Raw genomic sequence first — 23912 nt, 5'->3', positions numbered from 1 at the left:
ATTTGGAGATTTCTCTGGTGTTGATTGTTGGCATATGCTCATCTCTCAATCAACAGAGAAAATAATTTTCAAATCAAAGGGGTGCGTGGTGTCGTCAGCAAGACGAAACATCCTCGATTCATGGATCTATGCGGTTGACGGGCGCGCTTTCTTAGGGTGCATCGGAAACGGGGCCAAGCCTTAAGTTTTGGCGGAACGGAGACCGGTGAACATGGATATTTTCGCAAGAATACAGGAAGACAGGGGACAATTCTCGCAGTCGGAGCGGCGGATTGCCGATATTCTGGTTTCGGACTTCGAATTCGCCGTCAATGCCTCGATCATCGAGCTGGCGGCCCGCGCCGAAGTGTCGCCGCCGACCGTGACGCGGTTCTGCCGTCGGCTGGGGTGCCAGAGCTTTTCGGATTTCAAGGTCAGCCTCGCCAAGACGGCCTATGTGGGTATTCGATACCTCACCTCCGAACCCTCCAGCACCGGTCCCTCGGATGTGGCGGAAGAGGTGCTCGCCAAGGCACAGGAAGCGCTTTTCCTGTTGCACAGGACGCTCGATCCCGCCCTTGCCGATGAAGCGGCGATCAGGATCGCCAATAGCGGCATGATCTATGCCTTCGGCGCAGGCGGCAACTCCTCGATGATCGCTTCGGAAATTCAGAATCGGCTGTTCCGCTTGGGCCTGCGCGTTTCGACCAGTGCCGATCACAGCATGCAGCTGATGATGACGGCTGCGGCGCGCAAGGAAGACGTCATCATCGGTTCGTCCTTTTCCGGCCGCAACATGGAACTGGTGAAATGTTTCAGGCTGGCGCGGGAAATGGGGGTCACCACCATTGCGCTTACCCAGAGCGACACGCCAGTCGCTGCGGCCGCCGATATGGTGGTGGCCGTCAATGTGCCCGAAGGAAACAATATCTTCCGCCCCACCTCATCGCGCTACGCCTATCTGGCCGCCGTCGATGTTCTGGCGACGCTTGCTGCCTATCATCAACGGCAACGATCGATGGTGACGTTGCGTCATATCAAGCAGCAGCTCGTGGAACATCGTGACCCGGATGACAAGCAATTGCTCGGTGACTGAGGCGGGCTGACGAAAAATACAGGCTGCTTTGCCTGAGACCCGCTTTGCGGTGGGTCGGAAAGCTTCAAGGGAGTTGTAGGAGATGAAGGACAGGAAAGGCCAGCTCGCCGTCGTTACCGGCGCGGCAGGTGATATTGGCCGGGCAATTGCCACGGCGCTGGCTGAAAGCCATGCAAAGGTCGTGTTGGTCGATATCGACCCCGGCGCCCTTTCGAGCGCGCTATCCCTGCTTTCCAGTCCCCGCTTCGTTGCGAAAACCTGCGATGTCACCGATCCGCAGGACCTTGCGAGGCTGGCCGCCGAGGTCGCGGAGCTGGGCGATGTTGTAACCCTCGTCAACAATGCGGGTGCGGCAAGAGCGGTCAGCCTGCACGACACGACCGCTGATATATGGCGCAGGGACAATGCCCTCAATCTGGAAGCGCCGTTTCTCTGCTTCAGGGCTTTCGAAGAAGCGCTGAAGCGGACCCAGGGGTCGGTGGTCAATATCACGTCCGTCAACGGTATGGCGGTCTTCGGCCACCCGGCCTATAGCGCCGCAAAGGCTGGGTTGATCCACCTGACCAAGCTGATCGCCGTGGAATACGGCAAATTCGGCATCCGTTCCAACGCCGTTGCGCCGGGCACCGTGCGCACCCAGGCATGGGAGGCGCGGGCCGTCGCCAATCCTCAGGTCTTCGAAGAGGCGAAGCACTGGTATCCGCTGCAACGCATCGTGAGGCCCGAAGATGTGGCCAACGCCGTCGCCTTTCTGGCCGGCCCACAGGCGGAGGCGATCAGCGGCGTGTGTCTGCCGGTCGATTGCGGACTGACGGCGGGGCAGGCGCCGCTGGCCCGGACCTTCTCGCAATCCGAACATTACTGACCGAAGCCCTCCTGAGGGCTCAATGCGCAATAAAGGGGAGCATCATGGCGCTCGCACATTATCGTCTCGAAAATTCCTGGCATCCGCTCAAAGATTCCACCTCGGGCGGTTTTACCTTTACTCTGGTCAATCTTTCCCGCGAGCCGCTGAAGGATTTTCGCATCGTCTACACGTCGTTGACGCGGACGGTAGACAAGCCCGCTTGCGACAATGCCGTTTATCTGCGTCGCAACGCCAATTTCCATGAGTTTGCACCGCCGGCGGACTTCGTGCTCGAGCCGGGGAAATCCTGGCGCTTCACTGTCGATGGTCTGCTGCGGCCGGCCCGACATCGCACGGATGGCGCGAAATCCGCCTATGTCAGCCTTGCCGACGGGACGCATCGCGCCGTCGATGTCGGTGACGTGATGCTGGATGGGCGTCACAGCGAGCCGGCACCGGTGCTGCTTCCCGAAGGCAAGCTCGATCTGCCCTTTTCCATCCAGCCCTGGCCCGCTGAAATCGATGCCGAACCGGGCGAGGGTTTTCCCGTCGCGCTCTTCCCGGCGGAAGATGCGGGTGCAGAAGAAGTGTTTGCGGTGGAAACCGTGCTTTCGCTGTTCCGCCGGCTTTTTGCCGTCGGGCACGTGCCCTTCAGCCTTGCGCCGGTTCATGAGGGAAAACCGCTTCGTTTCAAGCGGCATAGCGGGCTGGAAGCGGAAGGTTATCGCCTCACTTTTTCAAAAGAAGCGGTGGTCGTGGAATATTCGGCCGCTGCCGGTCTGCAATATGGCCTGACGGTTCTGGCGCAGCTGCTGCATGGCGCGCGCATCGATCCCCAATTCCGCTTCCCGGCCTCCGGCACCATCAGCGATGCGCCACGTTATAGCTGGCGCGGCTGCCATCTCGATGTCTCGCGGCAATTCTATCCGACAGGCGATGTGCTGCGGCTCATCGATATTCTCGCATGGCTGCGCATGAACCGCTTCCATTGGCACCTGACGGATGACGAGGCATGGCGGCTCGAAATCAAGGCCTATCCGCTGCTGACCACCGTTGGCGCCACGCGCGGTCCGGATGCGCCGCTTCTGCCGCAGCTCGGTAACGGGGCTGAACCGGTGTCGGGCTATTACACGCAGGATGAGGTGCGCATGGTCGTCGCGCATGCGGCAGCATTGAACGTCGAAATCGTGCCGGAAGTCGATATTCCCGGCCACAGCACGGCGGCTCTCGTGGCCTATCCGGAGCTGACGGACGGGCAGGAAGCGCCGGACAGCTACCGCTCTGTGCAGGGATACCCGAACAATGCGCTCAACCCGGCCATCGAGCCGACCTATGAATTCCTCGGCAAGATATTCGACGAGATGGTGGAGCTGTTCCCGTCGCGGCTGATCCATATTGGCGGCGATGAGGTTGCGGATGGGTCGTGGCTGGCCTCGCCGCTTGCCAAGGCGCTGATGGAAAAGGAAGGGCTCGACGGCACCTTCGGCATCCAGTCCTATTTCATGAAGCGCATTCAGGGGATGCTGCATGAGCGCGGCCGCCAGCTTGCCGGCTGGGACGAGGTTTCCCACGGCGGTGGTGTCGATCCGGCCGGAACGTTGCTTATGGCGTGGCAGAAGCCGGAAGTCGGGCTTGAGCTTGCAAAGCAGGGCTATGACGTGGTGATGACGCCGGGTCAGGCCTATTATCTCGACATGGTGCAGGATGAAGCATGGCAGGAGCCGGGCGCAAGCTGGGCCGGCACTGTTCCGCCTTCGCATACTTATGCCTATGAGGCTGTCGGCGAATTTCCCGAGGAGTTGAAGGAGCGGATGAAGGGCGTTCAGGCCTGCATCTGGTCCGAACATTTCCTCAATCGCGCTTATTTCAACCATCTGGTTTTCCCTCGTCTGCCTGCGATTGCCGAGGCGGCGTGGACGCCAAAGGCGCAAAAGGACTGGCTGCGTTTTGCGGCCATCGTCCCCTTGAACCCGGTTTATTGAGGGGAAACCGACATGCGTATTGCCGTGGGTGGAATTCATACCGAATGCAGCACCTATTCGCCGGTGCTGATGGGCGAGCAGGACTTCCGCGTCTTTCGCGGCGCGGAACTGCTGGAGGCCGAGTATTTCAATTTCCTCGGCGAGCGCGGGGCGGAGGTGTTGCCGCTTCTGCATGCGCGGGCAGTGCCGGGCGGACCGGTTTCGCGCGTGGCCTATGAGGCGTTCAAGGCGGAGTTTCTCGAACGCCTTAAGGCCTGCCTGCCGCTGGACGGGCTTTATCTCGCCATGCATGGCGCGATGAATGTCGAAGGTATGGACGATGCGGAAGGTGACTGGATTTCAAGCGCCCGCGCTGTCGTCGGGCCGGATGTCGTGGTCTCTGCGAGCTATGATCTGCATGGCAATGTCAGCCAGACGATCATCAATCAGCTCGACATATTTGCCGGCTATCGAACTGCGCCGCATATCGATGTGCGCGAGACGATGGTGCGGGCGTGGACGATGCTGCTGAAGGCCCTGAAGACGGGCGAAAAGCCCGGCGTCGCTTGGGCGAAAATCCCCGTTCTGCTGCCGGGGGAGAAGACATCCACGGAAGACGAACCCACCAAAAGCCTTTATGCCGTTCTGCCGGATCACGATGCGCGGCCCGGCATTTGGGATGCGAATTTCATGATCGGCTACGTCTGGGCGGACGAACCCCGGGCGACGGCCTGCGCCGTGGTGACGGGAACGGACAAAGCGGCCGCACAGGCGGTCGCGATCGAGATCGCGCAATCCTACTGGAATGCCCGGCAGGATTTTCGTTTCGGACCCGTGACCGAGCCGCTTGAGGCCATTCTCGATATCGCCGAAAACACGGCAACGCGGCCGATCATCTTGGCCGACTCCGGCGATAACCCGACCGGCGGCGGGGTTGGCGATCGCGCCGATGTTCTGGTCGCACTGATTGCGCGCAACTGGCAGGATGCGCTGCTGGGCGGCATCACTGACAGACCGGCGGTCGAAGCCTGTTTTGCGGCCGGCGAAGGTGCCGCGCTTTCCCTGAAGATCGGCGGCAGTCTCGATCCGCAGAGCCCGTCCGTGACCGTCGAGGCCCGTGTTGTGAAACTGGACGATCCCGGTGCTGCTGACCAGCGGCAGGCAGTGGTCGCCATCGGCGGCATCACGGTCATTCTGGCGGCGCGGCGCAGGCCTTATCACATGATTTCCGATTTCACCCGTCTCGGCTTTAATCCAAAGGAGGTGCGGCTGCTGGTCGTCAAGTCCGGTTATCTTTCACCGGAGCTTGCGCCTATCGCCAATCCCAACCTCATGGCACTGACGGAAGGGGTCATCAATCAGGATATCGAAAATCTTTCCAATCGCCGCCGGGACGGCGATTTTTACCCATGGAAGCCGCATTTCGATTATACCCCTCAGCCCATCCTTTCGGCCCGCTGGCGATGACAGCGGTTCGGTAGCTTTTACCCAGCGATCCGGCGGTGCCGGATCATCTCAGGCGAATATCCATGCCGTCGGCTCTTTCCATCGTCATCAACAATCCGTCGATCCGCATCGGGGCGCTCGCCATCCTGTTCTTCGGGTTTTCGAATGCGGCGACCGCTCCCTATCAGGCGGTCATCGGTATTCGCGAAATCGGGCTGAGCAACAGCGTCTATTCGCTGTTGATGCTGTTTGCCGCCATCATCAATGTCAGCGCCAGCGTGTTGATGGGCATCGTCGCAGACAGGCTGGGCGAATATCGCAAGCCAATGCTCTATATCGCGCTCTTCGGCGTCAGCGGTTATCTGCTGGTCTATCTGGCCGGCAACGCCACCGCGTTTGTCGCTGCAAAGCTGGTACTTCTGCCGATTTTCGGAGCGATGAATTCGTTGATCTTCGCCCATGTGCGCGCCGATGCGCGCAACCTTTCGACGGGTGAGATGATCGCGGTGAATTCGATCATGCGGGCAACCATCTCGCTTTCCTGGGTGCTGGTGCCGGGCATTGTCGGTGTTTTTCTGGTGAATTCCGGCAATATGCTGATGGCATTCCTGTTTTCGGGCATCTGCGCGCTTGTCTGCTTTCTGCTCGTCGCCTTCTGTCTGCCACGCGCCGCCACGCCGGCATCGGCAAATACCGAAGCGCGGTTCGGCCTGCGTGCCTCGCTTGCGGAAATCGGATCGCGGCGGGTGCTGCTGCGGATCATCGCGATTGCGCTCATCTGCTCGATGCTGCATCTCAACGATTCCGTGCGCTCGCTCATCATAACCGGACAGGCGAGGGGCACGGTGGCGGATATCGGCATTGTTGCGGGCATTGTCGCTGCGCTGGAAATCGCCTTCATTCTCCTGTGGGGCTGGATCGAGAAGAAGGTTCCGCAGACACTGACACTTGCGGCGGGAGCGGGGCTTTACGCCATCTATCTCATTTTGCAGGGGCTTGCTTCAGCACCGTGGCATATCTACGCCCAAACGGTCATCAGTGCGCTGGGCGCCGCCGCGATCATCAGCATTCCAATTACCTACTTGCAGGAACTGATCGCGGACCGGCCGGGACTCGGAAGCTCGCTGATTGCGGTCAATATCTTCCTTGGGGCTGGTCTGGGTGCGTTGATTTTTGCCGTTGGAACCCTGGTCTCCAGCTATTCGGGAACCTCCATATTGGGGGCGATCGTGGGGCTCGGCGGCGTTTATATGCTTTACGCGCTTGATGGAAAGGGCCGCCGCAGGTAACGGCCACCCAAATGAAAGAGGTTACGATGATTCTCGAAATTTGCGTGGACGATGTCGCTGGTCTGGAAGCGGCGGTCAGCGGCGGGGCCGATCGGATCGAGCTCTGCGCGGCGCTTTCGGGCGGCGGTGTGACGCCATCGGCGGGTTTCATGCAGCGCGCGGCATCCTGTGGGTTGCCGGTGAGCGTCATGATCAGGCCGCGCGCCGGTGATTTCGTCTTCACACGCGACGAAGCGGATGTGATGAAACGCGACATTGATGCGGCAAGGGCGGCCGGTCTTTCCGGCGTGGTGCTCGGCGCATCGCGTGGCGATGGTTCTCTCGATATCGGCTTGCTTGAAGAACTGCGCAGTCATGCCGACGGGCTGGATGTGACGCTGCATCGCGCTTTCGATGTCGTGCCTGACATGGAAGAGGCGCTGGAAGCCGCCATCGCATTGGGGTTCCCAAGAATTCTCACCTCAGGCGGCGCGCGTTCGGCGCTTGAAGGGATTGAGGCTCTAGCCCACCTATCCGAGATGGCCACAGGCCGGATCGTCATCATGCCCGGTGCCGGCGTGCGTCCGCAGAGCGTTCAGACCTTGCTGGATCGCTTTCCGATCACGGAAATCCACGCATCCTGTTCCGCCGTTCCATCCTTTGATCCCGACAGTAGGGTGGCGAAGCTCGGTTTCACGGGCGCAGGGCGCAAGGTTACCGATGAGGCGGCGGTTCGCGAGTTGAAGACGATCCTCACCGCTCATCATAAAGGCGGCGCAGCGCTCTAGCCGTTCCGGCCGCGCCATCGAGATCGAGCGTGATCGTGCCGGGCGCCGGCAGGGACAATGCCGCCTTGATGGCATCGGCCATCGCTTGCGCCGAAATGTCCTTCTCCTCCAGCACATGCGCCAGCCCCAGCCGCGCCAGCCGTTCGGCGCGGGCGCTCTGTTCGGTTTCGCCTCCGGCTGCGAAAGGGATCAGAAGCGAGCGGCATTTTGCCTGAAGAATATCGCAGACGGTGTTGTAACCGGCCTGTGAAATCGAAAGCCGTGCGCCGGCGAGCAAACTTGCGAAATCCTTGCGGAAACGGAAGACGGACACATTTCCCGCCGCCCGCGCCGAGATCGCATCGAAATCCGCCTGCGGCATGTTTGGACCGGTCACGAGGCACCAGTTCTTGATGCCATCCAAGAGGGAGGCAGCCTCGAGAGCAGCCCGTATGAGTGCGGCCCCAACGGCGCCGCCGCCTGCGGAAACCACGATATCGAATTTTTCCGCCGGTTCCGGCGGTGGAAGGGGGGCGACGAGGCCGGTATAGACGATGCGCTGGCTGATCTCGCCTGCGAGGGGAAAGGTGTCTTCCAGCCGGGCGAAATCCGGATCGCCATGGACGAGCACCGCATCGAAATGTTTCTTCACCAGTGAAACGGTCTCTTCGTCCCGGCCCGGTTTGGTCTTTTCCTGCAAGATGTCGCGCAGCGACGCCATGACGAGCGGGCGTGGTTCGCTGTCTTCTATCTCATCGAGAAGCGGCAACAATTCGAAACGCACCTGCCTGCGACCGAAGGGGAATGCCTCGATGATAACGATATCGGGTTTGGCGCCGTGATAGGCGCCGATCAGCATGTCGGTTCTCAGCCTCTTGAAGTCGTCATCCACCGGTTTGCCGGAACTGTCGACCAGGCCGGCAAAGCTGCCGTTGCTGACGGCGATGGGCGGCAATTCGACATGGCGGATGCCCTCGCCCGGAAAGCCCGGAACCGGCGTGCCGCCCGTGACCAGCACGACATCGAAACCGTTCGCCTGAAGGGCGTTGGCAATGCGGCTGGCGCGGGCGATATGGCCGATGCCGAGAAGGTGCTGGACGTAGAAGAAGACGCAGGGGCGTTTTTCCGTATCGGTCATGGCGTTTTTTCCCACTCGGTCTCGAACAGGGCCTTCAGCTCGACAATGCTGGTGCGATGGTCGAAGGCGGTGCGCACACGGTTTTCGGCGGCACTGCCAAGACGCTGGCGCAATTGCGGATCGGTGATGGCCGTGCGCAGGGCCTCTGCGAAGGCGGCCGGATTTTCCGGTTCCGTCAGCAGGCCGTTTTCACCGCTGACGAAGAACTCCGGAATGCCGGAAATATTGGTGGAGATGCAGGTCAGCGCCTGGCTCGCGGCCTCGACCAGCACATTTGGCAGGCCGTCGCGGTCGCCATCGCTGGTGATGCGGCAGGCAAGGGCGAAGAGGTCCGCTTCCCGGTAGTTCTCCAGCACCTGCTTCTGATCCATGGCGCCGGTCCAGACGATCCTGTCGGCGACGCCGAGTTCGTCAGCGAGTTTCTTCAGGGAGGCCAGTTCATCGCCGCCGCCGATATGGGTGAAACGCCAATGGATATTCTGCGGCAGCGAGGCGAGCGCACGCAGGAGAATATCGATGCCCTTTTTCTTGACCGCCCGGCCGACGCTCAAAATCCTGACCGGATCATCGGCATCTGAACCGTCTCTTGCCGGTCGTGGCGTTTCGAAATGCGGGAAACGGGTGAGATCGAGGCCATGATAACTCAGATGCACATTCTGCCTGGTCCCGGAAAGGGCCTGCAGATGCTGGAAGCCGCCGGCAGTGCAGGTCACGGCCCAGCGGGCGCTTTGCAGCTTGGCGGCAAGGTCGCGGTCGTTCGAGGTCCAGATGTCCTTGGCGTGGGCCGAAATCGTCCAGGGCGTGCCGGTAATGAGGTGGGTATAGGCGGCGACCGAGGCGGGCGTGTGGATGAAATGGACATGCAGCCATTCGGCATCCGCCGGCCATTCATGCGCGAGCACGGCAGCCTGCCCGAAACGGCGGAAGCGATTGCGGCTGAGATCATGCGGCAGGTCGCTGAAAAACCGGCGGAGCGCCTTGGTGAAACCCGGCTTCCTGCGACAGGCCCAAAGCGCCTTTAGAACGCGCAGCGGCTCCTCATGCAGATATTCCGGCAGATATGTGACGGGTGCGCGGATTTCATCGTGAACGGGATGGCGCTTCTTGTCCGTGGGCCGGCGCATCGACATGAGTTCGAGTTTAAGCCCGGCCTTTTCCAGCCCCAGAAGCTCCTGGGCGATGAAAGTCTCGGACAGGCGCGGATAGCCCTTGAGGAGCACCACGATTTTTTTTGTATCGGTCACGTTGCGCGTGTCTCTTTTGAAGCGGTGTTTGTCGGGGAACCGGTCACGCGGTCAGCGTGATCGGCGCCTTGTCGCCCTCGGGCGGCAGCCATTCGGCTATCCGGCGCGATATGTTTTCCAGACCGTCCAGCTTCAGTCCGCGTGCATTGACGGAAGGCGGTGCGCGGTTCGGCAGCGCTTTCAGAGCAGCCGCCATCTTGGCGGGGTTCTCGGCATCTTCCGGCAGAAGCATGTCGAAAAGGCCAAGCTCCGAGGCGCGGCTGGCGCGGATAAGCTGCTCTTCGCGCGGCACCGTGCGCGGCACGACGAGGGCGGGTTTGTCGAAGGACAATATCTCACAGACGGTGTTGTATCCGCCCATGGACACGACGGCCTGCGCACCGGCGACGAGATCTTCCATGCGGTTGTCGAATTCGATGATTTCGATATGCGGAATATCGGCAACGCTGCTCATGAAGCGCTGGCGTTGATCCGCCGGCATATAGGGGCCGAGCACCACCAGCGCCTTGTGCGTCAGTTCGCTGTCATGGCGATAGGCGTTGATGACGTCGTCGATCAATTCGCTGCCATCGCCGCCGCCGCCGGTGGTGACGAGAAGGTAATCGCCTTCCGGCCGATGCGATACGGTTTCGGCCTGCGTCTTCGATCTTTGCAGGAAACCGACGAAATCCATCTTGTCGCGAACGGTGTGCGGAACGTCGAGCCCCGTCAGCGGATCGTGGAAATCGGGTGGGCCATAAATCCAGACGTGGTCATAGAACTGGCCGATCTTTGTCATGACATTGTTGCGCTTCCACTCCGCTTCGAGCAGCTGCGGCGCATCCATGACATCGCGCAGGCCGATGACGAGCTTGGTGCCCTGTCCCTTGAGATAGGCGAGCGTTTCCTCCACCTCGCCGCGCAGGCCCATGGGCTCCTTGTCGACGATGAAGATATCCGGCTGGAAGCTTTCGGCCGTGTGGTAGATGATGGAGCGGCGCATCTTCAAGGTTTCCTGAAGATCGATATGCCTGTCCATGGACGTATATTCGCCGTTGCGCAGCTTGATGACGCTCGGGATTTTCACGAAATCGACGCGGGCGCGGTAATCGAAGGCGCCGGCAATCGTCGCGCCTGAAATGATGAGGACGTTGAGGCCGCGATAATCCTCCACCAGAGCATGCGCGATGGTGCGACAACGCCGCAGATGCCCGAGCCCGAAGGAATCGTGGCTGTACATGAGGATACGCGCGTCGTTCAAACGGGAGGTCATGGGCCACACCTCTTTTTGCCTTTCACAAAAAAGGCGATGGCGGAAGGGCAGTTTATCAAAGGGTGTTCCATTTTATCTGAAGGGATCCGCAGCATCACGTAGTCCGTCACCGAAGAAATTAAAGGCCAGAATGACGAGAACGACCGGGATCGTCGGGATGAGAAGCCATGGATATAGCGCAATGACGCTGACGCTGCGCGCCTCCGTGAGTAGAATTCCCCAACTTGTGATCGGCGGTCTGAGGCCGAGACCGAGGAAGCTCAGCGCGGTTTCGCCGAGAATCATGCCCGGTATCGTCAGCGTTGCCGACGCGATCAAGTGCGACATGAAGCCGGGAATAAGGTGTCTGCCGATGATGCGCGGCGTGCTGGCACCCATTAATTGTGCAGACAAAACATAGTCTTCTTCGCGAAGCGCCAGAAGTTTCGAACGCACGGCGCGCGCAAGCCCCGTCCAGTCCAGCATGCCGAGAATGATGGTGATGCCGAGATAGACGAGGATCGGGCTCCAGGTCACCGGCATGATCGCCGCAAGCGCCAGCCACAGCGGAATGCTCGGGATGGATTGCAGGACCTCGATGATGCGCTGGACGATGAGGTCGAAAGTGCCACCGCGATAACCCGCGAGACCGCCGATCACAATGCCGAGAACGAAGCTCATGGCGACGCCGAGAAGGCCGATGGTCAGCGAGATGCGGGCGCCATAAATAATGCGGGACAGCACGTCGCGGCCAAGACGATCCGTGCCGAGCAGGAACAGTTCACCGCCCTCCGCCGGGCAAACGAGATGGGTTCTGCCTTCGAACATGCCCCAGAAACGGTAGGTATCGCCCTTGCAGAAGAAGCGCAGCGGCTGGATATCCGTCGGTACATCCCTGTAGACCCGTCTCAGATTGTCCATATCGAGCGTCATTTCCCGGCCGTAAACGAAGGGGCCGACAAATTTTCCGTCATTGAACAGGTGAATGGCCTGAGGCGGGGCGTAGATATGCTCGATATTGCGGGTATGGAGATTGTAAGGAGCGAGGAACTCACTGATCAGGATCGAAAGATAAAGCACTACCAGAAAAGCGCCGGACCATACCGCGATCTTGTGCTGGCGGAACTGCCACCACATGAGCCGCAGCTGCGACGCCTTGCTGAAGGCCGCCATTCCGGACGTGTTGGGTTCGATCAGCGACGGATCGAAGGGGGCGGTCGAGACGTAGTGGGGCAGGGTTTCGCCTGGTTTCGGGATGGATGAAGTCATTTGACGTTACCACCTCCAAAGCGAATTCTCGGGTCGAGTATGGCAAGGGCGATATCCGATACCAGAACGCCGATCACCGTCAGAAAAGCGAGGAACATCAGGAACGAGCCGGCCAGATACATATCCTGACTTTGCAGCGCCCGGATGAGCATCGGACCGGTGGTTTCGAGCGACAGGACGACGGCGGTGATTTCCGCGCCTGATATGATGGCGGGCAGGATCGAGCCGATATCCGAGATGAAGAAATTCAGCGCCATGCGTAGGGGATATTTGGTCAGCACCTTGAAGGGGTGAAGCCCCTTGGCGCGGGCGGTCACGACATATTGTTTCTGCAATTCGTCCAGCAGATTGGCGCGCAGGCGGCGGATCATGCCGGCCGTTCCCGCCGTGCCGATGATGAGGACGGGTATCCAGATATGTTCGAGGATCGACTTGAACTTCGCCCAGCTCATCGCCTGATTCAGATATTCCCGGTCCATCAGATGGCCGATGGAGATGCCGAACCAGATATTGGCGAAATACATCAGGATCAGCGCCAGCATGAAGTTGGGGATGGCGATGCCGAGCAGGCCGAGGAAGGTCAGGCCGTAATCGCCCCAGCTGTATTTATGCGTGGCGGAATAGATGCCGATCGGGAAGGCGAGGATCCAGGTGACGATGATGGTGACGAAGGACACCAGAACCGTCAGCCACAGGCGGTCTCCCACCACATCGCTGACGGGCAGCTGGTATTCGAAGGAATAGCCGAAATCGCCGACCAGCATGCCGGTCGCCCAGCGGAAATAGCGGATCGGCGCCGGCTGGTCGAAGCCGTAGCGGGTGCGCAATTCCTCGATTTCGGCAAGGTTCGCGGTCTCGCCCATGGCGCGCAGCTCTGCGACGTAACTTTCGAAATAATCGCCCGGCGGCAATTCGATGATGGTGAAGACCAGCATCGAGATCAGGATCAGCGTGGGGATCATGACGAGGATGCGCTTCAAAATATACCGCAGCATATCAGGCGTCTCCGTCGTACCAGAAGGCATCCGGCAGATAGACGCCGAGATAGGATGTGGGTTCATAGCCGAAAAGCGCCTTTTCCGGCACGTTTCGCATGCGTTTGACATGGACGACGGGTTGAAGCGCGCCGTTGACGATGCCGATGGAAAACACCTGCTGCGTATAAATATCAAGCATTTCCAGCCAGATGGTCGTCCGTTCTTCTTCGGTGATGCTTCTGCGCCATTTTTTCAGGAGATCGAGCAGGTGCGCCGCCTCCGGCAGATCGGGTTCCTTGCCTTCACGTCCGCCCGAGAGATAGTGGATGCCCCAGACCGGCCATTGCAGCTGGTCGTCACCGGTGGGCGCCAGGCCGGAGGGCAGCATGTCGGGCGTCGGCACGCCATTGTCCATGCCCATCCATACCGACATCAGCACCTCGCCGCCCATGGCGCGCTTGCGGAAGACATCGCGCTGGGTGGGGCGCACGGAAACGGCAATGCCGATATGCCGCCAGTGGTCCGTCACCAGTTCCATCACGTCGGTTTCAAGCGTGCTTTCGCCTGTCGTTTCGACGATGATATAGGCCGGGCGGCCATCCGGCAGGAGTCGAAGGCCGGCATTGTCGCGCTTGTCGAGACCGGCTTCATCGAGCAGCCTGTTGGCCGCCGCCCGGTCGAAGGCGCTCCATGCGTCCGCAAATTCCTGCCGGTAAAGCGGGCTTTCCGGCAGAACGGTATCGGCGCTTTCCTTTGCCAGCCCGTAAAAGCAGACCATGTTGATTTCGTGCCGGTTTATCGCGAGCGACAGCGCCCGGCGCACGCGCACGTCCTGAAAAGCGCTGCGCCAGATCGGGTCGGCACAATTCAGATTGGGCAGCAGCGCGATGCGCGAACCCTGAGAGCGCTTGTAGAGGTTCACCTTCAGGGGAAAGCGCTTTTCGGCATCCTTCAGAAAGGTGTAATCGGCGAAATCGAGGCCGAAATATTGCAGATCGCTATCGCCGGACGCCGTCTTGGCCGAGATGATATCGGACGAAGTGACGTTGAGCAAGAAACGATCGAGATAGGGCAGTTGCAGGCCGTTTTCGTCGACCCGGTGATAATAGGGGTTACGCTCGAAGACGAATTGCTCGGCTGGCGGCGCGGTGGTGTTGCGCCAGGCATCCAGCGTCGGCAGATCGGGATTTTCAGGCCGCACCTGCCGCGACATCTTGATATGCAGCCCGCTCCAGTCATCCGTCTTGTTTTTCTTGATCAGCTTGGCGAGCTTTTCCGCCGTCTGATATTTGACGTGGAACTGTTTCATGTAGGCGGCGGGCAGGAACAGCCGGGCCGGTGAGGCCGCTGCGAGCTTCGCCAGAAAATCCGGGTTCGGACCATCCCAGGTGTAGCGCACGATCAGCCGGTCGATGACTTCGATAAGCGGCGGCTTGCTGTTGACCAGAAGTTCGATCGGTGGGCCGCCCTTGTGGATTTCCCTGTTGAGGGCGACGTCCTCCCAGAAATAGCGGAAATCCTCGGAGGTGAAATCACTGCCGTCGGACCATTTGTGGCCTTCGCGCAGCTTGAAGGTGAAGATGCGTTCTTCCTGAACGTCGTAGCTTTCGAGAATATCCGGATGAAGCTCGAATTTCTCGTCGTAACCGACAAGGCGGGCATAGCTGCTGATCGGCATCAGGCGAATGTCGCGCTGGCCGCCAATGAGCATACGCACTGAGCCGCCATGTTTTCCCGGCTCGCGGCCAAGCGCTTTCATGTCGATGACGCGCGGGTTTTTCGGCAGGCGTTCGGCCACGTCGGGCAATTCGCCCTTTTCCCGTTTTTCCTTGAAATAAGCGGGGTCGGTATAGGCGGCCCGCGCATAGGCCGGCAGGAAGACGGAGGCCAAGAGGGCAAGGGTGGTGCGACGCGTGATCAAGGGCGAAGCTCCCGGATATCGGCATTGCCGTTTGCGAGCACGAAATGGCCTTCGCCGAGATCGGCGGAGATCATGTCGCCATCACCCTCGTCGCGGAACTGTTTGCCCCAGTCGAATTTGCCCGTCGCGCTGATCTTGCCGATGGTGCGGAAATCGAGCGGACGGTCGAGATCGGGGAAAGGCACGGCCGCCAGCAGGGATTTCGTATAGGGATGGACCGGAGAGCGCATCAGGATTTCGCGCGGCGCCAGCTCCACGATGCGGCCCTCGCACATCACGGCCACGCGGTCGGCCATATAGTCCACCACCGCCAGATTATGCGAAATGAAGAGATAGGTCAGCCCGAGATCCTGCTGCAAATCCTTCAGCAGATTGAGGATTTGCGCCTGCACGGAGACATCGAGGGCGGAAACGGGTTCGTCGCAGATGAGAAGTTCGGGACCGAGCGCCAATGCCCTGGCGATGCCGATACGCTGCCTCTGTCCGCCCGAGAAACTGTGCGGGTAACGGTTGAGCGCGCTTTCTCCGAGCCCAATGGCCCTGACGAGATTGCGTACTTTCTCCGCGCGGTATTTCGCATCGCCCCGTCCGTGGATTTCCAGCGGCTCGCTCAGGATGTTGCCCACGGTCATGCGTGGAGACAGCGAGGATATCGGGTCCTGGAAGACCATCTGTATCTTCGACCGCAGCTCTTTCAGGTCTCCGTCCCTGGCGTTGAGGACATCGATGTCGCCTTCAGGCCGGTGAAAGGTCACCGAGCCTTCATCCGGGCGAACGGCGCGCATGAGGATTTTGCTGACGGTGGTTTTGCCGCTGCCGCTTTCGCCTACCAGCCCGAGGCATTCTCCGCGGCGAATTTCAAAACTGACGCTGTTGACCGCCTTGGTGGCGTTGGCGTCGCCTTTGCGGAACCAGCTGGACTTCCGGGTCGTGAATGTCTTGCTGATATTGTCCACGGTCAGAAGCGGGCCGGGGGTCTTGTTCACCGCGGCGTTTTTTTTGCCGACGAGGCTTTCGTGGTCGATGTTGATTTCGCGAAGCGCCTTCAGCCTTTCGCCGGGCTTCATGTCGAAATGCGGCACGGCGGCCATCAGGCCCTTGAGATAGGGATGGCTCGGCGATTTGAAAATGTCATCGACCGTGCCGGCTTCCATGATCTCGCCCTGATAGATCACCGCGACCTCGTCGGCGATATTGGCCACCACGCCGAGATCGTGGGTGATGAGCAGCATGCTCATGTTCAGACGGCTCTGCAAATCGCGCAGAAGCTTGAGGATTTGCGCCTGTATGGTCACATCCAGCGCCGTCGTCGGCTCGTCGGCGATCAGAAGTGCGGGACGACAGATCAGCGCCATGGCGATCATGGCGCGCTGGCGCATGCCGCCCGACAGCTCGAAGGGATACATGTTCACGACCTTCTTGGGTTTGGAAAACCCCACAAGGTCGAGCGTTTCATGCATTTTTTCCGCACGTTCGGCCGGCGACAGGATGCTGTGAATCCTGAGCGCCTCATCGATCTGGTTGCCGATGGTGTGCAGCGGCGAGAAAGACGTCATCGGCTCCTGAAAGATCAGGCCGATGCGATTTCCGCGTATCGAACGGATTTCCCGGCCGTCCTTCGGCAATTGCAGCAGATCGACAGGGCCGGCCGCGGCATTTTCCGGATCGGTGAACAGCACACGGCCATTCACGCGCGCCGTCTTGGGATGGATGCCCATGATGGTCTGGCCGATGACGGATTTTCCGGAGCCGGACTCGCCGACGAGAGCGGTGACTTTTCCCGGAAGAATACGAAGGCTCGCGCCCCTGACGGCATCGATGGTGCCGCCCATGAGAGAAAACGAGACCCGCAGATTTTCAATACGGAGCAAATCTGCGCCTGCGCTCATGCCAAAGGGTTCCTTGCCGTCTCTTTATCGTTGCCTTGTGACAATTTGCTCAGGAGGGCTTAAATCCACGTTATCGCAGGGTTTGTTGTCTGTCTATGCCTCTGAAACATCGAATTGTTTAGCGAATTCAAAGCCGGCTTCCGAAACACGACGGCTTGCCTGACGCCTTTTGTTTGGCGATATGTTAACGAGCGTTTCTGGATGAGGATCCATGTCCGACAAGAAATATTACGATGCCCAGCTGGATAAGGCCCGGCAGTTGCAAAATGGCGGCCAGTATGCGGAAGCCAATGCGCTTCTCTTATCGCTGGTTGCAGCAAAGGACGGCCACCTGATGGGTGAGCAAACGGTGCTTGGCCTGCCGCGCCGGCTGCACGCGGCACGGCTGCGCCTCGCCAAGGCCGAGGGCGATATGGTCGCCAAGATCGGTTATCAATATACGCTTGTTCCACCCCCGCAGGTGCTGGAGAAATATGCGCGGTTTTCCACGGAAGAACGTCGCACGATCAGCCTCAAAAGCCGTGAAGATGTGCCAAGGCTCATTCACCAGATATGGATCGGGGAAAAAGCCCCGCCGGTATCGGTTGAGGCATGGGCCGCCCACGCTTCGAACCATGGTTACGATTATCGGCTCTGGCGGGAGGCCGATCTTGAGCGGGAAGGCGTGTTTTCGAACGGCGTCTTCAAAGCCATGCTGGACAAGGGCGATTATCCGGGCGCGGTGGATGTGGCCCGTTATATCCTGCTGGAGCGGTTTGGCGGCATCTATCTCGATTGCGACTGGTATCCGGCGCGGGACGATGTGAGTTTCGATACATTCCTGCCTCTGGCGGGGCTGACGGTGTTTGACGAAAAAACGCCACGGGACACGGGGCAGGGCAGCATGCTGCTTGCCAATTCCTTCATCGCCGCGCCTGCCGGACATCCCGTTTTCAGCAGGATGCTGAATGCCTTTCCCGGGATTATCGAAGACATGCCTCGCGCACCCGCCTGGTGGTCGACCGGCCCCTTGATCTTCACCATCATCGCCCGGGCGGGAAGTATCAGCCTCGCGCCGGCGGGGTTCGTTGCCGCGTCCCTTCCCGACCGTGCGCCCTTTGAGACGGTGGAAGCGGTCAGGCGGAAACTTTCCACTGAGGCGAGCGGGTTGCTGATCGCCTGGAAATCATGGTGAGATGTCGTCGACAAGGTCTTTCGAAGAACGCCAGCGGGCGGCGGGATGGCCGGCGGTCACCTCGAAAAGCCGTCTCAGAAAGCGCCAGACATTGTCGTCATGCACGAGATGGTGGGTGAGGATGCCGGTGGTGCCGCCGTTTTCGGCGGTCGTCAGGATGCGGGCGGCGGTCTCCGCAAAGAGCACGTCGTCGTTGCGGCCACCGCGACTGCCGTGCCAGTCGATCACATCGACATGGGTGTTCAGGCAGGGCGGCAGGGTGCTTTTCTCCGGGCCGAAAACGGATAGGGCGCGATATCCGAGGCCCGCCAGTGCCTTCACGATACCGGCATCTATGCGGTTCCACGGCGGCACGAGCATCGGCACCAAACGTGCACCATGCAGGTCGTGGAGTTTATCCAGTCCGGATTGCAATTCATCGAGAACGACAGCCGGATCGCGATGCGATCCGAGTTCCTGTTTCTTTTCCCTCTCGCTGGCATAATTCGTATGGGACCAGCCATGCACGGCGACCTGGGCAATGTCCGACACATCCAGATGCCGTGCGAGCTTATCGGTCGTCATTTCGGGGATGACCGCGAGCGTGACCGGAGCGGAAAAGCCGCCGCAAAGATCGAGCAAGGTGTCGAGCGCGGGCGTCGGCTCCACCGCATCGTCGTCCCGGAGCCAGAGATCGGCGGATATGCCGCGCCGCCCGCATTCGTCCAGTGCCGCAACGAGTTTTTCCAGACTCATGATGTTCGCGCCTTTGCTTGCAGCAGGATATGGTTCAGTTCTTTTGCGGCATTTTCCAGAGACCGTTCGTTCCTCACGAATTGCCGGGCCGCCCGTGCCAGTTCTTCGCGCTGCCTGTCATCGCCGAGCAGGGTTTCAATCGCGTCGGCATAGGCGGCTCTATCATTTTCTGGTGTCAGTAATCCTGTGGCGCCGGATTTTACCACCTCGGGGACGCCAGCCACTTCTTCGGCCACAACGGGCAGGCCGGCAGCCTGCGCCTCGAGATAGGCGAGACCATAAGCCTCACCATGGCCCGGCCAGACATAGAGAGAGGCTTTTGAAAGGAGCATTGCGATCTCGGCCGCGGTTTTTTCCCCATGCCAGACGAGACGGTGATTGGGAAACGCGCTGAACATGCCCTGTACGGCCGTGCGTTCCGGTCCGTCGCCGACGATATCCAGCGTCCAGTCGAGATCCTGCGGCAACAGGGCGAGCGCTTCGGAAAGGGCGCGATAGCTGTCGAGCTTGTCACCCGCCCGCATCATGGCGACGGTGATGAGCCTTGCGGGTGTTGGCTGGGGCGTGTTCTTGAGAAAGGCCTCGGCATCGATGAAAGGCGGCAGCATGGCCCAGCGAAGGGCGGGCGAGGCCCGCACGAGCCCTTCACGATCCCGTGCGGTGAAGCAGATATTGATGGCGGCGGCGTTCAATGCGGCCAGCAACCCACCCTGAACTGCCTGCCATCCCATCCCATTCCGTTTCGGCGAATAGGACGCTTCAGCGCTGACATAGGGGATGTCGAAACGTTTGCTCAGTTCCGGTCCGAGCAAGTCCGGAGCCTTGTAATAAGGGTGGTAACAAAACCAGAGATCCGGCACGCGATCCCGTCGCCAGCGCCGTGTGACGATCTCGATTTCGCGCTCGGCCTCATCGGCGAGCAAGGCCCTTGCCGGATCATCCGGCTGTTTCAGGAAGCTGCGCAGTTCCGAAGCGACGGAAACATCGTGACCGCCCATCGTGATCGCCGTCATTAGCAAACGGGCCATCAGCCGGTCGCCGGAGGGAACGGGATGGTTGGGAGATTTGAGCGGCGCATAAAAGGCGATCTTCATGGCGATGGTTGTGCGTTGGCGGTGGCTTGGGCGTCAACCGGAATTTGAAAGGGCCGAGCCTTGACAGGTCCGTCATTCTTGCCCAACTGAAAGGCATCTTTTGCACATGCGCGGAGCGTGACACGCTTTGACTTCCCCAGACACTTCCCGGAACCTGCTTTCCAGCATTGAAAACAAAAGCGCCAAAGCGGGGGTGATCGGCCTCGGCTATGTCGGTCTGCCGCTTGCCATGACGATCGCCAGGGGCGGTTTCAAGGTTGTCGGTTTCGATATCGATCCCGGTAAAATTACCGCGATCGAGGCCGGGCGCAGCTATATCGAGGCCGTTTCCGACGAGGTGCTGGCGAGTGTGAGACAGGATGACGGCTTTGTCGCCACCTCGGATTTCTCCAGGCTGGCCGAATGCGATGTCATTGCCATCTGCGTGCCCACGCCCCTGACGAAATATCGCGAGCCGGACCTTTCTTATGTCGAAAAGACCTGTCGCGATATTGCCGCCCATCTGCGCAAGGGACAGCTCGTGGTTCTGGAATCGACCACCTATCCCGGCACGACTGACGGTGTGGTGAAGACCATTCTGGAAAGCACCGGACTCGTCTCCGGCGTCGATTTCTTCATCGGCTTTTCACCCGAACGGGAAGATCCCGGCAATCGCGATTTCGAGACCTCGACCATTCCGAAGGTTGTCGCCGGCGATGGCGAGGCGGCCGGAAAGCTGATGGCGGCATTTTACGGTTCGGTGGTCAAAAAGATCGTCCCCGTCTCGACAAATGCCACGGCCGAGGCGGTGAAAATTACGGAAAACGTCTTTCGTGCCGTCAATATCGCGCTCGTCAACGAACTCAAGGTCGTCTACGAGGCGATGGGTATCGACATCTGGGAAGTGATCGATGCGGCGAAGACCAAGCCGTTCGGTTTCATGCCCTTTTATCCCGGCCCGGGCCTTGGCGGCCATTGCATACCGATCGATCCTTTCTACCTCACCTGGAAGTCGCGCGAATATGAATTGCCGACGCGGTTCATCGAACTGGCCGGCGAGATCAATACCGGTATGCCGCGTCACGTCATCGGGCGGGTCGCGGAGGCGCTCGATATTCATTCCGGCAAGGCGCTCAGCCGCTCGAAGGTGCTGGTCGTCGGGCTCGCCTATAAAAAGAATGTGCCGGATATTCGCGAAAGCCCCTCTCTGAAGCTCATCGAGCTTATTCAGGAGCGTGGCGGCGAAGCGGCCTATTTCGATCCCCACGTGGCCGAAATCCCGAAGACCCGGGAATATAGCCACCTGATGGGCATGAAATCCGTGCCGTGGGACAGGCAGGCGATCGGCGCCTTCGACGCCGTTCTCGTTGCGACCGATCATGACAATGTGGATTATGCCGCTCTAAGCGAATGGGCGCCGCTTATCATCGACACGCGCAATGTTTTCGCGCGTCGGGATATAGCTGCAAAACACATCATCAAGGCCTGATAACATGAGCAGACTCGATAGTTTCATTCGCCGGCTGACCGCGCAGCGGGATATCCTCAACCATGTCGCAGCCGATCTCGATCTGCCGGATGAAGGCGCGCTTATGGAAATCGGCCTTGGCAATGGGCGCACCTTCAATCACCTGCGGGAACTGTTCCCCAACCGCCGCATCATCGCTTTCGACAGGGCCATGGGTGCGCATGCCTCCTCCGTTCCGGCGCAGGAGGATCTGGTGATCGGTGAAATATCGCAAACCGCTCCGGCTTTCGTCGGCACGGAAGCGGCGTTCGTGCATGCCGATATTGGCACGGGCTATCCGGAAAAGGATGCGGTTACCCTCACATGGTTGCCCGATCTTGCGGCGGGCATGCTGGCGAAAGGCGGTCTCGCGGTCAGCGGTCTGCCTCTGGATCATCCCATGTTGAAGCCGCTGCCGGTGCCGGCAAGCGTGCCGACGGACCGCTATTTTCTCTATCGCAAGATTTGAGATCGCACACCCCGACAGATGTGTCGGGGCTATCTCATAAATAGCGCTCACTCTCTTCTTTCGAGAGCAGGAAGACCTTCATTTGTGAGTTGCGGCCGCGGATGGCGATTTCTTCGCTTCTGAGATCGGCAATCTCCTGCCCCGCCTGAATGATGGCCGGTTCGGAAACAACGATGGCTGCACCGAATTCCTTGGCCTTGGATTCGAGCCTGCTTGCCACGTTGACGGTATCGCCGATGGCCGTCAGGGTTTTGGCCGCGCCATATCCCATGACGCCGACGATGCTCGGACCGGAATGAATGCCGACGACGACTTCCAGGCGGACGGCGAATTGTTTCTCCAGCCCCTCGTTCAGAATTGCGATATCCCGCAATATGGTCGCGGCCGCCTTCATGGCGTTGCGGCAGGCATGCTCCGCGTCCTCGCCAAGTCCGAAAAGCGCCATGGCGCCATCGCCGATGAATTTGTCGAGATGGCCTCCCGCCTGTTCGACGGCCTGGCCGACGATGGTGAAATAGCGGTTCAGAAGGAAAACGACATCATAGGGCAGCTTCGCTTCGGAAAGCGTGGTGAAGTTGCGCAGATCGCAAAAGAGGATGGCGATTTCTTCTTCCCGGCCGGGTCGGGCCGGTTGTGCATCGGCCGGCAGGTCGCTTTGCTGGGGCGGTGAAACGAGAAGCGCGATATCAATATCGCTGGTGGGGCGTAGCTGGCAGCCGAGCCGAACATCGGAATCGGCATGGATGCGCCGCAATGTGGTTTGCTCGATGTCTCCCGGTGGCGGTAGCGGGCCTTTGCTGTTCAGAACCTTGACCCGACAGGTTGAGCAGCGCCCCTTGCCGCCGCAGACGGAGTAATGCGGAATTCCCGCAAGGCGGCTCGCTTCCAGAATGCTGAGCCCGGCAGGTACATGTACCTGCGCGCCATGTTCATAGCGGATTTCGATCGCCGTCAATCGTTGCCGAAAGCTGCGTAAGCCACGCATGGCGAAAACCAGCATTACCGCGCCGACGAACAACGTCTCCGCTGTGCCGGTGATGAAACGGATCTGTGTTTCCATTTCCCGCTGCAGTGGCAGCTCGTCCTTTTGAATCGTATTGTCGGCAAGTCCGGGCGGAAGCGCGTATTTTTCATCGATTTCCGCCAGCCAGCGGCCGGCATCGCTGAAGCCCAGCAGCGCCAGGAGCGGCAGCATCACGGCCACCGTCATGAACAGCCCGGCTATCCGCGGATACCAGTCCCGGTAACGCAGCCAGAAATAAAGGCCAATGCATCCGTGGACCCAGATCACGATCAAGGCGAGGCTTTGCCAGGCGCCCTGTATCGGGTTGTTGATCCACAGCCTGCGGATGACGGAATAATAGCCGACATCGATGCCATAAAGCATATGCGACACACGGATATTGACGGCGTGGCCGATGATCAGGAACGGGATCGACAGGCCGAAGATGACCTGAAGCGCTTCGCGGAGCGGCATGCGCAGCGTTCTGCGCAGATAAAGCGAGCGCAGAACTAGACAGACATGCACCAGAACAGAACCGTAAAAAAGCAGGCTGCTGACAGGGTTGAGCCAGATCAGGCTGAACCATTTTCGCGCCCGTTCGGCGGTATCGATGGAGATGAGTGCGAGGGAGTGATTGAAAAGATGAGAAAATACGAAAGCAAATATGATGAGGCCGGATAAAATCCGGGCGCGTCTCAAATTGGTCTCCGAAAAGAAACGGATCATGCAAATCCCATCATGTGGTCATTCAGCGCAGAATCATCATGTAGTATGTGGTGGCACCCTTATTGCAGGCCGTCTCGTGGCAATATCGTGGAGCAATCGATCGGAAACGGTCAATTGTGCGTGTTCGAACGCCCGCATGGCAAGGGATGTCGAAATCAGGGTTTCGAAAACGCGGTCGGACAGGTCGACTTC

At 59.8% G+C, this 23912-nt stretch carries 19 protein-coding genes; 9 read left to right on the top strand and 10 right to left on the bottom strand.

The window, feature by feature from the left end:
• The first annotated feature begins 211 nt into the window (after nt 1–211).
• From CFBP4996_RS11805 to CFBP4996_RS11780, 6 genes are all read left to right on the top strand, one after another.
• The gene (locus tag CFBP4996_RS11805; protein ID WP_003504906.1) at nt 212–1075 is read left to right on the top strand and encodes a MurR/RpiR family transcriptional regulator; all 864 of its coding nucleotides are present in this window, start codon (nt 212–214) and stop codon (nt 1073–1075) included.
• Nucleotides 1076–1157: 82 nt separating this feature from the next.
• Nucleotides 1158–1940 carry an SDR family oxidoreductase gene (locus CFBP4996_RS11800; protein ID WP_080853044.1) on the top strand — a complete coding sequence of 261 codons (783 nt, stop codon included), beginning with the start codon at nt 1158–1160 and terminating at the stop codon, nt 1938–1940.
• Between the two features lie 44 nt (nt 1941–1984).
• Nucleotides 1985–3904, top strand: a complete 1920-nt coding sequence (locus CFBP4996_RS11795; RefSeq protein WP_080853045.1) for a beta-N-acetylhexosaminidase — start codon at nt 1985–1987, stop codon at nt 3902–3904.
• 12 nt (nt 3905–3916) lie between these two features.
• Nucleotides 3917–5350 carry a M81 family metallopeptidase gene (locus CFBP4996_RS11790; RefSeq protein WP_080853046.1) on the top strand — a complete coding sequence of 478 codons (1434 nt, stop codon included), beginning with the start codon at nt 3917–3919 and terminating at the stop codon, nt 5348–5350.
• Nucleotides 5351–5412: 62 nt separating this feature from the next.
• Nucleotides 5413–6618: an MFS transporter gene (locus tag CFBP4996_RS11785; protein ID WP_080853047.1), complete on the top strand. Its 1206-nt coding sequence runs from the start codon at nt 5413–5415 to the stop codon at nt 6616–6618.
• 26 nt (nt 6619–6644) lie between these two features.
• A complete protein-coding gene (locus CFBP4996_RS11780) occupies nt 6645–7385 on the top strand; it encodes a copper homeostasis protein CutC (protein ID WP_080853311.1) in 741 nt (246 codons plus the stop codon).
• Here CFBP4996_RS11780 and CFBP4996_RS11775 read toward each other — a convergent pair.
• From CFBP4996_RS11775 to CFBP4996_RS11745, 7 genes are all read right to left on the bottom strand, one after another.
• Entirely contained in the window at nt 7351–8502 is a 1152-nt protein-coding gene (locus CFBP4996_RS11775; RefSeq protein ID WP_080853048.1) for a glycosyltransferase family protein, read from the bottom strand. The genes CFBP4996_RS11780 and CFBP4996_RS11775 overlap by 35 nt on opposite strands.
• Entirely contained in the window at nt 8499–9746 is a 1248-nt protein-coding gene (locus CFBP4996_RS11770) for a glycosyltransferase (RefSeq protein WP_162935969.1), read from the bottom strand. The genes CFBP4996_RS11775 and CFBP4996_RS11770 overlap by 4 nt, the downstream gene beginning before the upstream one ends.
• Nucleotides 9747–9789: 43 nt before the next feature.
• Complete coding sequence (locus tag CFBP4996_RS11765) at nt 9790–10998, bottom strand: glycosyltransferase family protein (protein WP_080853049.1); 1209 nt, start codon at nt 10996–10998, stop codon at nt 9790–9792.
• A gap of 72 nt (nt 10999–11070) precedes the next feature.
• Entirely contained in the window at nt 11071–12246 is a 1176-nt protein-coding gene (locus CFBP4996_RS11760) for an ABC transporter permease (protein ID WP_080853050.1), read from the bottom strand.
• Entirely contained in the window at nt 12243–13241 is a 999-nt protein-coding gene (locus CFBP4996_RS11755) for an ABC transporter permease (protein ID WP_080853051.1), read from the bottom strand. The genes CFBP4996_RS11760 and CFBP4996_RS11755 overlap by 4 nt, the downstream gene beginning before the upstream one ends.
• Before the next feature lies 1 nt (nt 13242).
• Entirely contained in the window at nt 13243–15144 is a 1902-nt protein-coding gene (locus tag CFBP4996_RS11750) for an ABC transporter substrate-binding protein (protein ID WP_080853052.1), read from the bottom strand.
• Complete coding sequence (locus CFBP4996_RS11745) at nt 15141–17033, bottom strand: ABC transporter ATP-binding protein (RefSeq protein ID WP_078052409.1); 1893 nt, start codon at nt 17031–17033, stop codon at nt 15141–15143. Before CFBP4996_RS11745 ends, CFBP4996_RS11750 begins: the two co-directional genes overlap by 4 nt.
• Before the next feature lie 211 nt (nt 17034–17244).
• On the opposite strand from CFBP4996_RS11745, the gene CFBP4996_RS11740 reads away from it, so the two are divergent.
• Entirely contained in the window at nt 17245–18207 is a 963-nt protein-coding gene (locus CFBP4996_RS11740) for a glycosyltransferase family 32 protein (protein WP_162935970.1), read from the top strand.
• On the opposite strand, the gene CFBP4996_RS11735 is transcribed toward CFBP4996_RS11740, so the two are convergent.
• Nucleotides 18199–18942 (bottom strand): polysaccharide deacetylase family protein, encoded by a 744-nt coding sequence (locus CFBP4996_RS11735; RefSeq protein WP_080853053.1) that lies wholly within the window; start codon nt 18940–18942, stop codon nt 18199–18201. The two genes, CFBP4996_RS11740 and CFBP4996_RS11735, sit on opposite strands and share 9 nt — an antisense overlap.
• On the bottom strand, nt 18939–20036 hold the full coding sequence (locus tag CFBP4996_RS11730) for a glycosyltransferase family 4 protein (protein ID WP_080853054.1): 1098 nt from the start codon (nt 20034–20036) through the stop codon (nt 18939–18941). Before CFBP4996_RS11730 ends, CFBP4996_RS11735 begins: the two co-directional genes overlap by 4 nt.
• Before the next feature lie 127 nt (nt 20037–20163).
• Between CFBP4996_RS11730 and CFBP4996_RS11725 the strand changes: the two genes are divergently transcribed.
• A complete protein-coding gene (locus CFBP4996_RS11725) occupies nt 20164–21504 on the top strand; it encodes a nucleotide sugar dehydrogenase (protein WP_162935971.1) in 1341 nt (446 codons plus the stop codon).
• 4 nt (nt 21505–21508) lie between these two features.
• Nucleotides 21509–21991: a class I SAM-dependent methyltransferase gene (locus CFBP4996_RS11720; protein ID WP_078052412.1), complete on the top strand. Its 483-nt coding sequence runs from the start codon at nt 21509–21511 to the stop codon at nt 21989–21991.
• Between the two features lie 34 nt (nt 21992–22025).
• Here the strand turns inward: CFBP4996_RS11720 and CFBP4996_RS11715 are convergent, their stop codons facing one another.
• Nucleotides 22026–23720: an adenylate/guanylate cyclase domain-containing protein gene (locus CFBP4996_RS11715; RefSeq protein WP_080853056.1), complete on the bottom strand. Its 1695-nt coding sequence runs from the start codon at nt 23718–23720 to the stop codon at nt 22026–22028.
• Nucleotides 23721–23912: the final 192 nt, after the last annotated feature.

The organism is Agrobacterium leguminum (genome assembly GCF_005144435.2).
Classification (GTDB): domain Bacteria; phylum Pseudomonadota; class Alphaproteobacteria; order Rhizobiales; family Rhizobiaceae; genus Agrobacterium; species Agrobacterium leguminum.
The sequence above is the reverse complement of the archived record's forward strand: the minus strand, read 5'-3'. Positions and strand labels throughout refer to the sequence as shown.

Bases quoted from the DNA above. Each gene is read 5' to 3' on its own strand.
- CFBP4996_RS11805 (WP_003504906.1), top strand. From the start codon at position 212: ATGGATATTTTCGCAAGAATACAGGAAGACAGGGGACAATTCTCGCAG.
- CFBP4996_RS11800 (WP_080853044.1), top strand. From the start codon at position 1,158: ATGAAGGACAGGAAAGGCCAGCTCGCCGTCGTTACCGGCGCGGCAGGT.
- CFBP4996_RS11795 (WP_080853045.1), top strand. From the start codon at position 1,985: ATGGCGCTCGCACATTATCGTCTCGAAAATTCCTGGCATCCGCTCAAA.
- CFBP4996_RS11790 (WP_080853046.1), top strand. From the start codon at position 3,917: ATGCGTATTGCCGTGGGTGGAATTCATACCGAATGCAGCACCTATTCG.
- CFBP4996_RS11785 (WP_080853047.1), top strand. From the start codon at position 5,413: ATGCCGTCGGCTCTTTCCATCGTCATCAACAATCCGTCGATCCGCATC.
- CFBP4996_RS11780 (WP_080853311.1), top strand. From the start codon at position 6,645: ATGATTCTCGAAATTTGCGTGGACGATGTCGCTGGTCTGGAAGCGGCG.
- CFBP4996_RS11775 (WP_080853048.1), bottom strand. From the start codon at position 8,502: ATGACCGATACGGAAAAACGCCCCTGCGTCTTCTTCTACGTCCAGCAC.
- CFBP4996_RS11765 (WP_080853049.1), bottom strand. From the start codon at position 10,998: ATGACCTCCCGTTTGAACGACGCGCGTATCCTCATGTACAGCCACGAT.
- CFBP4996_RS11760 (WP_080853050.1), bottom strand. From the start codon at position 12,246: ATGACTTCATCCATCCCGAAACCAGGCGAAACCCTGCCCCACTACGTC.
- CFBP4996_RS11755 (WP_080853051.1), bottom strand. From the start codon at position 13,241: ATGCTGCGGTATATTTTGAAGCGCATCCTCGTCATGATCCCCACGCTG.
- CFBP4996_RS11745 (WP_078052409.1), bottom strand. From the start codon at position 17,033: ATGAGCGCAGGCGCAGATTTGCTCCGTATTGAAAATCTGCGGGTCTCG.
- CFBP4996_RS11740 (WP_162935970.1), top strand. From the start codon at position 17,245: ATGTCCGACAAGAAATATTACGATGCCCAGCTGGATAAGGCCCGGCAG.
- CFBP4996_RS11735 (WP_080853053.1), bottom strand. From the start codon at position 18,942: ATGAGTCTGGAAAAACTCGTTGCGGCACTGGACGAATGCGGGCGGCGC.
- CFBP4996_RS11730 (WP_080853054.1), bottom strand. From the start codon at position 20,036: ATGAAGATCGCCTTTTATGCGCCGCTCAAATCTCCCAACCATCCCGTT.
- CFBP4996_RS11720 (WP_078052412.1), top strand. From the start codon at position 21,509: ATGAGCAGACTCGATAGTTTCATTCGCCGGCTGACCGCGCAGCGGGAT.
- CFBP4996_RS11715 (WP_080853056.1), bottom strand. From the start codon at position 23,720: ATGATCCGTTTCTTTTCGGAGACCAATTTGAGACGCGCCCGGATTTTA.